This window comes from Lactobacillus acetotolerans DSM 20749 = JCM 3825, from assembly GCF_001436775.1.
Lineage (GTDB): Bacteria > Bacillota > Bacilli > Lactobacillales > Lactobacillaceae > Lactobacillus > Lactobacillus acetotolerans.
In genome coordinates, this window is the sequence record NZ_AYZC01000035.1 from 1 (window position 1) to 16,781 (window position 16,781).

The 16,781-nt window shown below is 36.4% G+C and carries 12 protein-coding genes and 2 CRISPR repeat arrays; of the genes, 11 read left to right on the forward strand and 1 reads right to left on the reverse strand.

Going from position 1 to position 16,781, the window contains the following annotated elements; all coding sequences use genetic code 11:
• Positions 1 to 183: 183 nt before the first annotated feature.
• A CRISPR array of direct repeats spans positions 184 to 1,738; the repeat unit is 29 nt; unit sequence GTATTCTCCACGTATGTGGAGGTGATCCT.
• 172 nt (positions 1,739 to 1,910) lie between these two features.
• The 10 genes from FC77_RS05875 (at position 1,911) to FC77_RS05920 (ending at position 13,667) form a co-directional block, all read left to right on the forward strand.
• The gene (locus tag FC77_RS05875; protein ID WP_056970603.1) at positions 1,911 to 4,646 is read left to right on the forward strand and encodes a CRISPR-associated helicase/endonuclease Cas3; all 2,736 of its coding nucleotides are present in this window, start codon (positions 1,911 to 1,913) and stop codon (positions 4,644 to 4,646) included.
• Positions 4,639 to 6,363 carry a type I-E CRISPR-associated protein Cse1/CasA gene (locus FC77_RS05880; RefSeq protein WP_225723703.1) on the forward strand — a complete coding sequence of 575 codons (1,725 nt, stop codon included), beginning with the start codon at positions 4,639 to 4,641 and terminating at the stop codon, positions 6,361 to 6,363. The genes FC77_RS05875 and FC77_RS05880 overlap by 8 nt, the downstream gene beginning before the upstream one ends.
• A complete protein-coding gene (casB, locus tag FC77_RS05885) occupies positions 6,364 to 6,957 on the forward strand; it encodes a type I-E CRISPR-associated protein Cse2/CasB (protein WP_056970607.1) in 594 nt (197 codons plus the stop codon). It begins immediately after the preceding gene.
• A 10-nt stretch (positions 6,958 to 6,967) separates the two neighbouring features.
• Entirely contained in the window at positions 6,968 to 8,098 is a 1,131-nt protein-coding gene (gene cas7e, locus FC77_RS05890) for a type I-E CRISPR-associated protein Cas7/Cse4/CasC (RefSeq protein ID WP_056970609.1), read from the forward strand.
• On the forward strand, positions 8,079 to 8,798 hold the full coding sequence (gene cas5e, locus FC77_RS05895; protein WP_056970611.1) for a type I-E CRISPR-associated protein Cas5/CasD: 720 nt from the start codon (positions 8,079 to 8,081) through the stop codon (positions 8,796 to 8,798). Before cas7e ends, cas5e begins: the two co-directional genes overlap by 20 nt.
• Positions 8,798 to 9,424 (forward strand): type I-E CRISPR-associated protein Cas6/Cse3/CasE, encoded by a 627-nt coding sequence (gene cas6e / locus FC77_RS05900; RefSeq protein ID WP_056970613.1) that lies wholly within the window; start codon positions 8,798 to 8,800, stop codon positions 9,422 to 9,424. Before cas5e ends, cas6e begins: the two co-directional genes overlap by 1 nt.
• Positions 9,421 to 10,359, forward strand: coding sequence for a type I-E CRISPR-associated endonuclease Cas1e (gene cas1e / locus FC77_RS05905; protein WP_056970615.1), 939 nt, complete (start codon positions 9,421 to 9,423; stop codon positions 10,357 to 10,359). Before cas6e ends, cas1e begins: the two co-directional genes overlap by 4 nt.
• Positions 10,356 to 11,237, forward strand: a complete 882-nt coding sequence (gene cas2e / locus FC77_RS05910; RefSeq protein WP_056970617.1) for a type I-E CRISPR-associated endoribonuclease Cas2e — start codon at positions 10,356 to 10,358, stop codon at positions 11,235 to 11,237. Before cas1e ends, cas2e begins: the two co-directional genes overlap by 4 nt.
• A 29-nt stretch (positions 11,238 to 11,266) precedes the next feature.
• A CRISPR array of direct repeats spans positions 11,267 to 12,517; the repeat unit is 29 nt; unit sequence GTATTCTCCACGTATGTGGAGGTGATCCT.
• Positions 12,518 to 12,562: 45 nt separating this feature from the next.
• A complete protein-coding gene (locus tag FC77_RS05915; protein ID WP_420865675.1) occupies positions 12,563 to 13,135 on the forward strand; it encodes a triose-phosphate isomerase in 573 nt (190 codons plus the stop codon).
• A gap of 13 nt (positions 13,136 to 13,148) precedes the next feature.
• On the forward strand, positions 13,149 to 13,667 hold the full coding sequence (locus FC77_RS05920) for a YjbQ family protein (protein WP_056970621.1): 519 nt from the start codon (positions 13,149 to 13,151) through the stop codon (positions 13,665 to 13,667).
• Positions 13,668 to 14,228: 561 nt separating this feature from the next.
• Here the strand turns inward: FC77_RS05920 and FC77_RS05925 are convergent.
• Entirely contained in the window at positions 14,229 to 15,323 is a 1,095-nt protein-coding gene (locus FC77_RS05925) for an acyltransferase family protein (RefSeq protein WP_225723702.1), read from the reverse strand.
• Positions 15,324 to 15,454: 131 nt separating this feature from the next.
• On the opposite strand from FC77_RS05925, the gene FC77_RS05930 reads away from it, so the two are divergent.
• Positions 15,455 to 16,363, forward strand: a complete 909-nt coding sequence (locus tag FC77_RS05930) for an L-lactate dehydrogenase (RefSeq protein WP_054682040.1) — start codon at positions 15,455 to 15,457, stop codon at positions 16,361 to 16,363.
• Positions 16,364 to 16,781 lie beyond the last annotated feature (418 nt).

Genomic DNA, 16,781 nt, shown 5'->3' on the forward strand with positions numbered 1-16,781 from the left:
AATCATACGAGAAAGGAACTCCTTTTTCTAATGTTTTAGGAAATTAAATTAAGGAATCCTTCATCCTTACACAAAATATTTTACGGTCTCATAAAAACATTTTGAATTATAATTAAAAATAAAACTATTGAAAAAATGAGTTTTTGATTTTTACAAAAGCCGGTATTATGGGATCTTTTTAGTGTATTCTCCACGTATGTGGAGGTGATCCCATAAGATCTAGTTACTGATTCACTGGACTTTAGTATTCTCCACGTATGTGGAGGTGATCCTATTTGACCGGTGATTACTGTGTCAAATCCGGCGTATTCTCCACGTATGTGGAGGTGATCCTAGCCAACCCACTTTTCCATAGCAAAAACGGCAGTATTCTCCACGTATGTGGAGGTGATCCTCATATGATTTACCATCACTATCAAGTGCATTTGTATTCTCCACGTATGTGGAGGTGATCCTAATAGCTTTAGCAGTTGTGGAAGATGCAGCAGGTATTCTCCACGTATGTGGAGGTGATCCTGAGTATTTGTGTTGATATATTTTTGATAATGCGTATTCTCCACGTATGTGGAGGTGATCCTAAGCGCGGTGGTTTAACTAAGACTGGTTCAGCGTATTCTCCACGTATGTGGAGGTGATCCTGTTCAGTTCACTGACTTCAGGAGAATACATCAGTATTCTCCACGTATGTGGAGGTGATCCTACCAACGCTGTTGTAATTGCTTTGCCAACTAGGTATTCTCCACGTATGTGGAGGTGATCCTAAAAAGCTTGGGTTTTAATCAAGCAAAAGTAGGTATTCTCCACGTATGTGGAGGTGATCCTAAGTGTCGTGGTAAGTTAACCAGAAAACCGTCGTATTCTCCACGTATGTGGAGGTGATCCTATCTTCTTTTGCTTTCTCCCACGGGATCCATGGTATTCTCCACGTATGTGGAGGTGATCCTTATGAATCAGAATTAAAGCAATTCCTTGAAGAGTATTCTCCACGTATGTGGAGGTGATCCCAGTCGGCAATGTCTTCATCCTGTCCGCCTAAGGTATTCTCCACGTATGTGGAGGTGATCCTAAATAAAAACCAAGATGTTGCAGTTATCCAAAGTATTCTCCACGTATGTGGAGGTGATCCTACCTGTTTTTTTCTGCAACATCTGAAAGAGATAGTATTCTCCACGTATGTGGAGGTGATCCTTAGATGAAAAGTATTTTGAAATAGCTAAGCAAGTATTCTCCACGTATGTGGAGGTGATCCTATGCAAAAAAACACAATCAGTTAAGCAAGGTGGTATTCTCCACGTATGTGGAGGTGATCCTTTCTTTTGCGCTACTAGGCATTTACGAATGTTGTATTCTCCACGTATGTGGAGGTGATCCTACAAAATGACACTTACTCGTTTTGGTAAAGAAGTATTCTCCACGTATGTGGAGGTGATCCTACCACTTAGTTTTGTCAAAGCCTGCTCGATTGGTATTCTCCACGTATGTGGAGGTGATCCCTAGAACCAGATAGTGAAATGATAACCTCCCAAGTATTCTCCACGTATGTGGAGGTGATCCTCAACACGTGCTTGGGAATTGATTGGAAAAGCTGTATTCTCCACGTATGTGGAGGTGATCCTTTGTCTCAATACTTTATTTTTTAAGGATGAAGGTATTCTCCACGTATGTGGAGGTGATCCTTGTCCCATTTACCGTGCCAGCGGTAGGGATTAGTATTCTCCACGTATGTGGAGGTGATCCTCATGCAACGCTCGTGATTACCCGCCGATACATGTATTCTCCAGTAAGTGGTGGTGATTCAAATAAATTAGCTAGATGCCTCAAATGAGGCATCTTTTTTGTTAGAAGGATTTTCTATGTAAGCGTTAAATGATAAAATAATAGGAGAGATTATAAAATGAAAAGAGAAAATAATGAGTTCTTTATCAAAAGCGGCTAAAAGTTTATGGGGCAAAAAGGCTATTAAAAATGGGCAAGAGCTTTGGCTGCCATTAATTGCTCACTTAATTGATACTAAAAATGTAATAAATTGGCTCTATAACCATTGGCTAAGTGATAAGGAACAACTAATTATTGAATCTTCTCTTCCAAATCAGAATATTCATGCTTTAGTAAAATTTCTTGGGTGTGTCCACGATTATGGTAAATGCATTCCTGCTTTTCAGGGAAAGCCTTCATATCAAAGATCTAAAGTTCTAGATCAGGATTTGCTAGAAAGATTGCTGCGACAAGGCTTAAGTAGCATTAAGTTAGTGTCGATGGAAAAATCACCTCATGCGGTAGCAGGGGAAGCTTTACTCGAAAGAGCGGGGCTGAATGAAAGTGTAGGGGCAATTATTGGCGGTCACCATGGAATGCCGCAAAAAACTAGTCCCTTTGATCAAATAATTAATTATACTAGTAATTATTTTGGCTCAGATCAAAATCAAAAAATAAAAGAAAAATGGCAAAGAGTTCAAAGTGAATTACTCAATTATATTCTAGAAATTTGCGGCTATAACAATATAAAAGATGTCCCTCCTGTTTCCCAACCAGTTGCGGTTATTTTGGAAGGCTTATTAATTATGGCTGATTGGCTGGCATCGAGTGAATATTTGAATTATGATGTCCAAAAACCTCTATTTCCGTTAATTTCCTTGAATGCAGGATTTGATGATTTAGATATGACCGCTCGTTTTGAAGATGCCATTAATACTTGGGCGGTAAATGATGAATGGTACCCCCAAAAGGTAACCAATATAGAAAAGCACTATCAAAAACGGTGGGGTTTTGAGCCACGTTCAGTTCAAGAAAAAATGTCAGCGGTGATTGGTAAGACAAAAGATCCAGGCATGATCATTATCGAGGCACCAATGGGAATTGGTAAAACTGAAATTGCCCTTACTGCGGCTGAACAATTAGGTTTTTCTGCTGGTGAAAATGGCTTTTTTATGGGCTTACCTACTCAAGCCACTTCTAATGCAATGTTTGAACGGATTGATCAATGGCTTAAGCAGGTGGCAGAATCAGAACATGCTAAGTTACCCATCAAATTAATGCACGGAAAAGCTCAATTTAATCCAATTTATAGAGCAATACCCATTGCGGAAAACATTGACAGCGATAGTGATTCAGATGCTGATTCGGCGGTAGTTGTTAATAGTTGGTTTACCGGTAAAAAGACGATTCTTAATGAATTTTCCGTAGGAACTATTGATAATTTGTTATTAATGGGACTGAAGCAAAAGCACTTGTTTTTAAAGCATTTAGGCCTTGCCAACAAGATAGTCGTTATCGATGAAGTGCATGCTTATGACGTCTATATGACTTCTTATTTAAAAAAGGTATTGCGCTGGCTAGGCGCATACCACGTTCCAGTCATTGCTTTATCTGCTACTCTTCCAAAACAAAAAAGGAATGAGTTATTGCAAGCCTATTGCAAAGGAAAGTTTGGCACAAAGCATTTCCAAGCTGAGTCTGGCTGGGAGAATGAACAGTCATATCCCTTATTGAGCATTCTTGATGGTAAAAAAATGGTACAAGTTAATCATTTTGAACAGGAAAGCTTTAATAAAATAAGTGTTCATATAAGGCGGCTCAAAGCTGATGACACGGATTTGGTTAATAAAATTTCCGCGACAATTGAAAAAGGCGGTATTGCCGGTGTTATCGTCAATACCGTTAGAAGAGCGCAACAGTTAGCACGCTTGATGCCGAAAGGTATTCCTACTTTAATTCTTCACTCGGCCTATCTATCTTCAGACAGAACTAAACGGGAACAGAAGTTGCAAAATCTGATTGGGAAAAACGGGAAGCGGCCTAAGCGCCTTATTGTTATTGGTACTCAAGTGTTGGAACAATCGCTGGATATCGATTTTGATGTTTTGTTTACTGATATTGCGCCAATGGATTTAATCCTGCAAAGAATTGGCCGGCTTCATCGTCATCAAATTGAAAGACCAGTTGGTTTACAACAGCCGGATGTATATATTTTGGGGATTAATTCATTTGGTGATTATGGAGATGCAAATGAGGCGATCTATGCTAAGTATCTATTAATGAAGACAGACCATTTTCTGCCAAATCAAATTAAGCTACCTACCGATATTTCGCCTTTAGTTCAAACTGTTTATGATCCAGAAAACGATGAAGAAGTACACGATTTAGATGAAGCCAAATCAGAATTTGAAGATCAGATATCTAAATTAAAAAAGAAAGCTGCTGTTTTTCAAATAGCCCCGCCTAGACCTAGACGAACTATTCATGGTTGGTTGGGAGATTCACCCCAAAATTTAGATAAGGATGAAGTTCGAGCTCAAGCGGCAGTTCGAGATATTAAAGATACTTTAGAGGTTGTTTTATTGCAAAAAAATGAATCAGGATTTTGTCTTCTTGATGGCCGCAAATTAGAAAAAGTATCTTCAAAAATTATCGCTGAGCAGACAATTCGTCTGCCGGCAGCTGTAACTCCCAATATTGATGAAGCTATTAGTTCTTTAGAGGATATAACTAGTAAAAACTTCAGTTATTGGCAGAAAGATATTTGGCTGCGTGGTTCATTGGCTTTGGTTCTGGATAAAAATTTGACGGCCAATTTTAATGGGTGGACATTGAGTTACTCTTCTAAATTAGGCTTGAGTTATGAAAAGGAAGGAGAAAAGGGTGAATAAAGAATTTAATTTAATTAAGGATCCCTGGATTGAAGTAATTGATAAGAAAAACCGTGAGCAGAAAGTATCTTTGATCGACTTTTTCAAAAATGTTCAAGACTATCGTCAACTAGCTGGAGAAATGAAAAGTCAAGATTTAGCTATCTTCAGATTTTTGCTTGCAATTTTGACAACTGTTTATTCTCGCTTTGATTATCAAGGACAGGCATATGATTGGCTAGAGTTAGATGACAATTGGCAGGTAAAAGAAGTTGACCAGGATGATTTTGAAGATGACGGTGAACATGATTTATTAGACACTTGGAAAGAGCTTTATGAGCAAAGCCACTTTTCTGATATTGTCGAGAAATATTTACTGAAATATGCTGATCATTTTGACTTTTTTGGGGATCATCCCTTTTATCAAGTAACTTTGACAGAATATAATGACTTAGTTCGTGATAAAAACAAGCTGAAAATCAATCAAAGCGGCGAAGTAAGCGGTGGCGGTCAAGTAGCTCTAAAGCAAATCAATCGCACAATTTCAGAAAGCAACAATACGCCTGATATTTTTGATCCGCGAAGTCAAAAAAGTAAGAATCAGTTGACGATAGATGAACTGGTTCGGTGGCTTATTTCTTATCAGAACTTCACAGGGGTAACTGATAAAAGCAAGCTAAAAACAAAAGAAAAATTTTCTGTTTCCAAAGGTTGGTTATTTGGTCTTAATCCAATTTTTATTAAAGGCAAAAATCTTTTTGAAACTTTGCTGCTGAATTTGAAATTATTTAACGCGAAGGATTTAGATTATTCTGTTCAAAAACCCAACTGGGAATATAGAACAGCAACAGATTACGTTTTAGAGCGTAAGCGGGCAGAAGTACCGGATAATATTGCAGCTCTTTATACTATTTGGGCAAGAATATTATTTATTGATTGGGAGTCAGATCAGCCGATTATTTACAGTGCTGGCTTGCCTAAACTGAATAACAGCAACGCCTTTATTGAACCGATGACAACTTGGTATTCAAATAAAAAAGACTCAGATTTTCATCCCCAAACTAGAAGTTTGCGCAATCGCAATACAAGTATGTGGCGCCATTTTGGTGATTATGTTGACACGAGAAACGATAGTAATTATTATCACCAACCAGGAATCATGAGTTGGATTGCTTATCTGAAAGATAATGATTGTCTTCCTCACAGTTATGTGGTCAATATGATGACTATTAATATGATTAAAGACAATAATGCCAATTCTCAATCACCAGCTTTTGAAGTGAGCGATGAGATGAAGATTGATGCTGATGTCCTTTTTGATCAAAATTCTGAACGAGCATTATATTGGCCAGCCCGGATTGAAGAAGCAATTAATAAGACTCAAGTCGTAGGCAATTATTTATATCATTTTGCCAGAAATGTTGGTGATTTGAGAGATTTAAGTTCGCCCACTGAATTTGCTGGCAGATTTAGTACGAGCTTTTATGAAGAATTAAATAAACCTTTTCTGACGTGGCTAGCAAGTCTTAGGAATGATGAGGAGAGAGATCCTAAGCTAGAGCAGTGGTATGAAGAACTGCTAGAAATTGCGATTCAAGCGGGTGCTAAATTAATGGTCACTGCCTCTCCCGAAGATGTAATCGGAAAGGTGGAAAAAAAGCAAGAGAAGAATATCTTTACTTTTTATAATCAGTTTAAGGGATCACTGCTCAAGTTACTGAAAGAAGGGAAGAATTAAATGTCTCCAAATATTGCAATTATAACCAATAGATGCATTCTACGTTTATACAATGATGGTTCGCCAAATAAAGCTGCGCTTTCAAGTTTAAGAACTTCTAATTCTGTTGTAAGTAAAAAAGCAACTGCAATTTGGCCTCTGCTTTTTGAGGTAATGCCAGAAAAGCTACTAAGTAAAAATGGTAAGCCAACTTACGCTGAAATAGCTATTTTTACTAGCTTAAGGGCATACGCAGTCTATCAACAGGGCAAAGAAAATCCGGCTTTTGTCGACATCTTCAGAAAAGATTATGATTACAATTCTGCTCGACTTTTTCGAGTGCTATCAAGGTTAAGGCAAGATGAAACCATCAGAGAAGCACTTGACAGGAGAGTCGAAGCCGTTCTAGCTAGTTCGAATATTGATTTTGTTTGTCGTTCATTGATCCATTTGATTGATATTCTGAAGAGCAATCAAAATGTCACTAAGATAGATTTCGCCCATCTGGCTCTTGATCTGTATGACTATCAATTTGGTTATGAAGGGGCAAGACGAATTTCTTTAAGATGGGGTCAAGAATATTTTTATGTAAATGATAAAGTTCAGGATAAATAAGGAGTAAAAAATGAATAAAGAAAATTTGTATATTGATATTAATGTATTGCAAACCGTTCCCTCTTCTAATATTAATCGGGATGACACTGGCACTCCTAAAACGGCAATGTATGGTGGAGTAACCAGGTCACGTGTTTCTTCGCAAAGCTGGAAAAGAGTAATAAAACAAGCATTCCAGAAGGAAAGCAACGACGAAGATTGGTTAAAAGGCTATCGTACTAAGAAAGTCAGTGCTTTGTTGAGTCAAAGAATTCAAGATTTAAAACCGGATTTAGACGAGGATGCAGCAACTAAAGCCGCAAATGATTTATTAAAAACCGCAGGTCTAAAAGTAAAATTAGATAAAAAGAATGGCGAATTTCTGACAGGAGCCTTGTTATTTGTTAGCAAAGGTCAATTGAATAAATTGGCGCAATATGCAATTGATAATCCGGATCTGGGAGAAAAAAAGAGTAAAGAATTAAAAGAAACAAAAAAAGAGTTAAAACAAATTTTATTAAATGACAATTCTCTTGCTTTAGCTATGTTCGGCCGAATGGTAGCCGATGATCCGTCTCTTAACGTTGATGCAGCTGTACAAGTAGCTCACGCAATTTCAACCCATGAGATTGTGCCCGAATTTGATTACTTTACTGCTATTGATGATAAGAGAAAAGAAGATGAAGCTGGTTCAGCCATGTTAGGTACAATTGAATATAATTCTTCTACTCTCTATCGTTATGCCAATATTAATGTTAATGAATTAGAAAAGAATATTGGTTCTGATTTAACAATTAAAGGCGCAAAATTATTTATTAAAGAATTTATCAGCACTATGCCTACTGGCAAAGAAAATACTTTTGCTAATAAAACCGTTCCGCAATATGTTTTAGTGACAATTAGGAAAGACACCCCTGTAAATCTGGTCTCTGCTTTTGAAGATCCGGTTAAATCTCATGGTGGCTACGTTAAGGCCTCTATTGATCGCTTGGAGAACGAATATCAAGCAACGCAAAAATTTGTTGAAGCACCTGTTGCCTGCTTCGTTCTGACAACGGATCATTCTGATTTGAAGCAGGTTGAAAACTTAAGTGATTTACTTGATAAAGTAGGACAAGTTTTAGCTGAGAAGGTAAGTCAAGATGAAAACGATAACGCTTAGACTAACCGCGCCGCTGCAATCTTACGGTGACCAGGCTACGTTTAATTATCGTACTTCAACTTCATATCCGACTAAAAGTGCGATCATCGGCATAGTGGCGGCCGCACTCGGTTATTCGAGGGATGACAACAGAATCTCCAAATTAAATGATCTACAAGTAGCTGTCAGGATAGATCAACCGGGAACTACTATGACTGATTTTCAGACAGTGCGGTATTCTCAATCTAAGGGAGCAAAACTGACTTATCGTGATTACTTGCAAGATGCGGTCTTTATAGCAGCTATTGGTAGTTCCAATGATGAATTAATCGACAAAATAGTAGACGCTCTGCATTTTCCCACTTATCAGCTATATTTGGGAAGGCGCTCTAATCCACCGGCAGGTCCATTAAAAATAAATGTTAAAAAAGATGTGAACCCACTAGAAGTTTTAACAAATTTAGAGTGGCGGGCATCAGATTGGTTTAAGAAAAGATATGGTGCTGAACATTTTCAAGCGGACATTATCGCTGATGCTGTTTTACTGCCTGATCATTCCAGTACATTGGTTAGAGATAAGGTGGGTTCGTTTAGCCAAAATAATCGATATCATCAATACCGTCCTATTTGTGAGACTTCTGTTGAGTTAAAGAATCCCTTTTACAAACCAGGAGATACTAGTCATGATATTATGTCTTTTTTATCAAAGAGGTTTGATTAATGTATTTATCTAGAGTACAGATTGATACCAAGAATCGGCAGAAGCTGAAGAATCTAACTCATCTTGGCGCTTATCATAACTGGATCGAACAAAGTTTTCCTCAGGAAATTGAAAGGGGTCAGCGTAAGAGACACTTATGGCGAATTGATTACTTGAATGGTAAAGCATATTTATTAGTTCAAAGCGAACAGCAACCTGATCAAAAGCGCTTTGAGAAATATGGAGTTACTGGTAGTGCTGAATCTAAGAACTATGATATCTACTTGGCTCAATTAAAAAATAATGGCATTTATCGTTTTAGATTAGTAGCCAATCCTGTCTATAGAGATGGAAAAACGGGAAGGATCTTCCCGCATGTAACTGTTCTTCAGCAAAAGAAATGGTTGTCAGAACGAGCAGCAAAGTTAGGTTTTCAGATTGTAAATAATCAGTTTGATATAGTTCAAAGGGATTATCCGATCTTGTATCGTAAAGGTGGTAGGAAAATAAAGCTCAGCAGAGTGGCTTTTGAAGGCTTGCTAAGAATAACTGATTTGAATCTATTTCAAAGAGCTTTAAAAAATGGTATTGGCAAAGAAAAAGCTTATGGTATGGGGTTAATGACTGTCATCCCAGTAGAAAGATGAAAACTGGTTTTGGTGCTAAGAAACCTGAGCTTAATGAGCTTACGCGTGTAAAAGATAGGGTTAGTTTTCTTTATCTGGAACATGCGGATATTAAACGACAGGATAGTGCGCTCAAAGTTGAAGATCAACAAGGAATTATCTTTGTTCCGGCCGCAATTATTAACGTTCTCTTTTTAGGCCCAGGGGTAAATATTACTCATAGAGCCATGGAGCTTATCGGGAATACTAGTATGGCTGTTGTCTGGGTTGGTGAATATGGTGTGCGCCAGTACGCGCATGGACGAGCTCTGAATCATTCTTCAACTTTAATTGAAAAACAAGCTAAGCTTGTATCAAATAAACGAACACGAGTCCAAGTTGCCAGAAAAATGTATCAAATGCGTTTCCCTCATGAAGATGTTTCTGGCCTTTCAATGGCTGAATTAAGAGGCAAGGAAGGATCAAGAATTAGAAACGTTTATCGCCAGGAGTCTAAGAAGAGTGGGGTTAAATGGTACAGAAGACAATATAAAGTCGATAACTTTAATGATAGTTCTCCGATAAACAAAGCGTTAACTGAAGCCCATCAATGTTTATATGGCCTGAGTTATGCGGTCATTACTGCTTTAGGAGCATCACCGGCTTTAGGATTTGTTCACACAGGTCATGATCTTTCTTTTGTTTATGATTTTGCTGATTTATACAAAGCAAAATATTCAATCCCGATTGCTTTTAAAGTAACTGCTAAATATGGTGACAATGACATCAGTGATAGAGTGCGCTTAGCGATGAGGGATGCCTTTAGAAATGGTCAATTGTTAAAACAAATGGTTTCTGATTTGAAATATTTACTGAATGCTCAAGACTTTGTTTCAACAACAACTATTATGAGCTTGTGGGACGATAAAGAAGGATTAAAAAAATTTGGTGTTCAGTATCATGAGTTTGAAGAATGATTGTTGTTACTTTAAGTAAAGTTCCGGATTCCTTACGGGGTGATTTAACCCAATGGTGTCAGGAAATTCAAACTGGCGTTTATGTTGGTAATCCTAATTCCAAGGTACGTGAATTGTTATGGCAGCGGATTTGTGAAAATATAGGCTCAGGCGAAGCAACTTTAGTCTATAGCATTAATAATGAATTAGGCTATGGCATTAGAACTAACAGAAAAGATTGCCGGGTTCAGGACTATGACGGCTTACCGTTTTTGGTTCATTTATCTGCTATTCAAGCAAAGCCAAAACCAGGCTTTAGTAAAGCAGCCAAATTTAGAAGAGCTGAATTAGCTAGACGCAAGAAACTAAGGCAAAATTATGAGGCAGTTAATTTTGTGGTTTTAGATATCGAGACAACGGGCCTTAATGTTGATGAAGATAAAATTTTGTCGATTGGAGCAATTAAGATTTATCATAATGTAGTTTCTAAATTCTACCGCGAAATTAAGGTGGATTGTCAAATTCCAAGTAGTATTTCAAGGTTGACGGGTCTTACAAATTCTATCTTAGATAAAAGTGGAGTTCGCTTAGATCAGGTTTTAAAAGAATTCATGAAATTTATTAAAGGACTTCCATTAGTAGGTTATAATGTCAATTTTGATATTGATTTTTTAGAAAAAGCTCTAAATGATGAATTGAGTCTAAGTATTAATAACCAAGTTATTGATCTAATGAGTCTAGTCAAGAAAAAAGAAAAATTTTTAAATGACTATAAGTTGAAGACTGTTTTACAGCATTACGGTATTAAAAATAAAAGACCACATGAGGCTCTGTCTGATGCAAGAGCAACTTATGAATTGGCTTTAAAACTGTTGAAAAATGGTGTTTTGCAATTTTGAGAAAGGCTTTGTATCAAGGATTTTTTAGTGTATTCTCCACGTATGTGGAGGTGATCCCTAAAGCTAGTACGGATACCGATTCTGCAGTTAAGTATTCTCCACGTATGTGGAGGTGATCCTAGTCATTAGTCTTGTTATCTGCTAAGCGATATGTATTCTCCACGTATGTGGAGGTGATCCTTTATATCGCAATATTATTGTCGGTGGTCGATTGTATTCTCCACGTATGTGGAGGTGATCCTAAAAATAAGGAAAAGCAAATGGATAAGAACAAGTATTCTCCACGTATGTGGAGGTGATCCTAAAAATGGGGAACGAGAAGCGGATTTTATTAGGTATTCTCCACGTATGTGGAGGTGATCCTCAAGTAAACGTACCTTATAGTCAGGATTATTAGTATTCTCCACGTATGTGGAGGTGATCCTTTGTAAAAAGATATTGGACTAAGAAAAGGAGTGTATTCTCCACGTATGTGGAGGTGATCCTGTGATCCAAGTGATACTGACACAGCTTATGACGTATTCTCCACGTATGTGGAGGTGATCCCGTGTCGCTCTCCATTCGGACGGTCTTGCATGTGTATTCTCCACGTATGTGGAGGTGATCCTTCAGTTCCTAGCGCCACTTCTATGACTACAGGGTATTCTCCACGTATGTGGAGGTGATCCTTTGTAGCAAACGATTTGGGAACAATTATTGCTGTATTCTCCACGTATGTGGAGGTGATCCCACATACAACCCTAACCACGTTGCACCACCTGAGTATTCTCCACGTATGTGGAGGTGATCCTTACAATCCACGTGCAGAATTTTATACCAATTTGTATTCTCCACGTATGTGGAGGTGATCCTAATATTTATCACGTTGTAGGACGCAAAGGTAGGTATTCTCCACGTATGTGGAGGTGATCCTAAAATTTATGATCTGTACTATCAAGCTGGTATGTATTCTCCACGTATGTGGAGGTGATCCTACTGAAAGCGCCGGCGCCGATATCAATTTTGGGTATTCTCCACGTATGTGGAGGTGATCCTATACACGACCGTTATTTTCAACTACAAAAATATGTATTCTCCACGTATGTGGAGGTGATCCTATTCATAGCATTAACAGCCTTTTCGATAGCACGTATTCTCCACGTATGTGGAGGTGATCCTACACGCAAAGCTTTTTCAACAATGCGAGCCCAGTATTCTCCACGTATGTGGAGGTGATCCTATCTGGTCTGTAATGAAGATAGTTCTCAACCAGTATTCTCCACGTATGTGGAGGTGATCCTAATACCGCATCAGGACGTTCTTCTCGCAGGTCGTATTCTCCACGTATGTATATTGACTGTATTTTTACAGGTCAGTTAGTAGATTTACCGACAATAGCTAAAGAGACTAATAATTTAATTATTACCGCACAACACATGGATTCTTTAAAGCCAGGTAGAGGCATGGGTCATGTTTTACCAGAAGCTCTTGGTCATGTAGGAATTAAAGCCGTCGTTTTGAATCATGCTGAAAAGCCTCTGACGATTGCAGAATTAGATGCAACTATTAAGAGGGCAAAGGAAGTGGGGTTAGCTACTATCGTTTGCTCAGATACAGTTGAACAATGCCGTGCAATTGCTGAATTAAATCCCGATGTCATGATTTGTGAGCCTGATAGTTTAATTGGTACGGGGAATAGCAGTAATGAAGATTATATTAAATCGACAACAGCTGCTGTTCGTTCAGTGAATCCCAATATTTTAATTATGCAGGCAGCTGGCGTAAGTACCGGTCAAGACGTTGAAAAAATTATGCAACTTGGTGCTGATGGCACCGGTGGAACTAGTGGCATTATTAAAGCACCTAGCTGGGAAGCTAAAATAGTAGAAATGATGTCAGCTTTAGTTAAATTTAAGTAGCAAAGAGATCAAAATGAATATCTATCAAGAAGACATTAATTTAAAGACAGAAGCGCGAATAAACTACATTAATATTACTGACAAGGTGAAGAGTATTATTAAAAAATCAAATGTTAAAAATGGTTTGGTTTTAGTACAAACTTCGCACACAACTTGTTCAGTATTATTTGAAGAATATGTTCATGATAAAGACTTTAATGGCGACGAATACTTGCAAGTAGATTTAAATCACATTCTGGATAAATTAGTACCAAGAGAATTATTTGAAAATACCAATTATCGTTATCCAGGTCCTAAGCACGTAGCTTTTCTTCAAGAATTAGCTAAAAAGAATCCAAATTATCCAGCAGATCCTGGAACCATATTAAATGGGGATGCTCATATTAGAGGTTCTCTGTTTGGTGGTAATCAAACTTTTGCTATTAAAGATAGTCAAATGTTGACTGGATCAGTTGGTTACATCTACTTTGTAGATCGGGATCAAAATAGGCCTCGCAACCGAGTTTGTCATGTTTTAGTTATGGGCGAATAAATATATTTCCTCTTCTTCATCGTTTATGACTAACATTTATATTTATTAATAGAAATGAACTTCGAAATTTTCGGAGTTCATTTTTTATCTCTGGTTAAAAATTAAAGTGCAACATGAATATAATTTAAACAAGGAGACCATGAAAACGTAAGCTTTATTTAACTAACGATTTTAAATAGATGATCAATTTGAATTTTTCCTTTAATGTGAATCTTTTTGAGAAATTTATTGTTTATTTATTTTTTAGTTTATAATTTATAATATAAAGTCGGTTAGATAGAAAATAAATCGTCGGTTAGATATTTTAGATGATTGTTAGATCAATGAAGCTTGAGGATTATTCAATAATGAAAAAATTAAAGAATAAAAACATTATTGAAATAAAAATACACTTTAAATCATGTAATTTTACAATTATAAATAATCCAGTTTATGTTTATAGAAATACTCAACTTCGTAATAAAAGTAAGGAATCCTTTAAAAACATGTTAAAAAATTTCTTAAATTGGATCTTAATTCGACACAATTAATTTTTAAATAATTCAACTTTTTATAATTTAACTAGGCCAATAGCCTAGTTTTTATTTTGCTCCAAATCATATGTAAATCATAAGCAGATGCAAAAGATAATAACCAAGTTAGAATGTACAAAACTATGATTGTAACCAATGGATTACTATCCTTCAATAATTGCTTACCAAAGATTAGCCATGCAAGTTCCAGCCAAAAGACGTGGCTTAGGAAAGCTTTATACGCATAAGCTGCTAACCAATGGAATAATTTTAAACTTCTAATTTGCTGCCTTTTGATTTGATAAAAAGCTAAAGTAGCAATTAATCCAATAATGACCAGACAATAAACGGTCATGGATGGTTTGTAATAAGGTGCATTATATAAGTTAACCGGGAAATCGAAAGAGAATAACTCATGGTTAATTAGATAGTAAACTGCTGCCCAAATGATGATTAAAGACCACCAAAATTTAAGTAAAAAGTGACCTAATTGTTTATGAAAATTCCAGGCTAATGTTCCTAAAACGGCATAGATGATGAAGCTAAGAAATAAGCGGTCGAATAAGTACCAGGTGCGCATTTTAGGACCATGAAAAACTTGTTTGTCATATAGATCTATCCATAAAAAATAGATTACTGTGCTAACAGTAATTATTAACCAGCAACGTCGATTAGAATTTTTGACATACCGAGAAATGTACCAAAAAATGGGCATTAAGATAATGAATTGCAACATCATTGTGTTGTACCACATGTGCGGTGCAGCATTGCCGTTGATAAATTGCCAGCAAAAGTTAATAAAATTATGAAAATGATTATGTTGCTGTAATTGAGGCATTAATAATAGGTAAATACTTGTCCAACAAATTGTTGGAACAAATAGTGCTGACCATTGTCCACGCATGTAGGTTGGGTAATCTTTGAGTGTGGCGTGGGGATGCGTTCGAATCGTTGTGTATAAAATACCGAAAATAAAAGCAGGTGCCGTAAATTTTACAAGATTATAAGTGAATCCAATACCGGTTTGTTCATTATGAGTTAAGCTAATTTTCAGAATAAGTGCAAGAATTGATTGCAACATAACCGCTGTACAAGCAAATACTTTTAAATAATCACCAATATCGGCTTTAGTTGAGTTATCCAATATAAACCTCCTTTTGAATATTTTATACCAAATATTTTACATATTGGACTCATTAGCCAGTATAATGAAGTAGGTAAGTATTACCATATTTTTGTATAAAACTTTTAGAATTTTGAAAGGAAAGTTTGATTATGGCAAATAAGATTGGAATTATTGGTGACGGTCATGTTGGTTGTACAGTTGCTCACCAATTAATTATTTCTGGTTTAGTTGACGATTTAGTTTTAATTGATATGAACAAAGGTAAGGTCAATGCTGATGCAATTGACTTTGAGGATTCAATGGCTAATTTACCATATCACGTCAATATTACCGTTAACGATTATTCAGCATTGAAAGATGCCGATATTGTTGTCAGCACTTTAGGTAAAATTTCTTTGGAAACCAAAGGTGATCGTTTTGCTGAATTGAAATACAACAAGGAACAATTAAAGCCAATTACTGATTCAATTAAAAAGAGTGGTTTTAATGGTATCTTGATTGTTATTTCTAATCCTGTTGATGCAATCACTAGTTTGTATCAACAATTGACTGGTTTACCAAAACAACATGTTATTGGTACTGGCACTCTGCTTGATACTGCAAGAATGCAAAAGGTTGTTGCTAAAAAATTTGATGTCGATCCTCGTTCAGTTTCTGGATTTAACTTAGGTGAACACGGTAATTCACAATTTACTGCTTGGTCTACTGTTAAAGTTTTGGAACAACCTATTACTAAACTTGCTAAAGACAAATCATGGAAGTTAGAAGATTTAAATGACGAAATCAAATTTGGTGGACAACAAGTATTTAAGGGTAAGCACTACACCAATTATGGTGTTGCAGCCGCTGCAGTTCGCTTAATTCAATCAATTCTTAATGATTCTAGAACTGAATTGCCAGTTTCAAGCTATCAAGCTAAATACGGTACTTATATGTCATATCCTTCAATTGTTGGTCGTGACGGTATTGTTCAATCAATTGACCTGCCATTAACCGATGAAGAAGAAAAACAATTAAAGGCTTCTGCTGAAACAATTAAAGCAAAGTCTGAAGCTTAATTAAGAATAATATTAAGTATATTTAGAAATAGATGGGTTTATAAAGCTCATCTATTTTGTTTATAAAAATTGATAAATACCTAGATTTCAAATACGTTTGTACTATATAATTTAAATAGTAATGGTTATAGCTTAACGATTATTTATAGTTAGTTGCTTGTTCTTAAGAAATTTCATTAACCTTATTTGATTGTGACAGTTTTTATTAAAAATTAATGATAAAATATCGGTTTTAGATGATTGTTAGAACAATGAGGTTTAGAACAGACGCTGGCACAACCAACAATGCAATTTAGTTTTAGATGATTGTTAGAACAATGAGGTTTAGAATGCTGAATCATCTTTGAAAGATTCATCGTCAGTTTTAGATGATTGTTAGATCAATGAGGTTTAGAACAAGTGCCATAATTAATCAGGA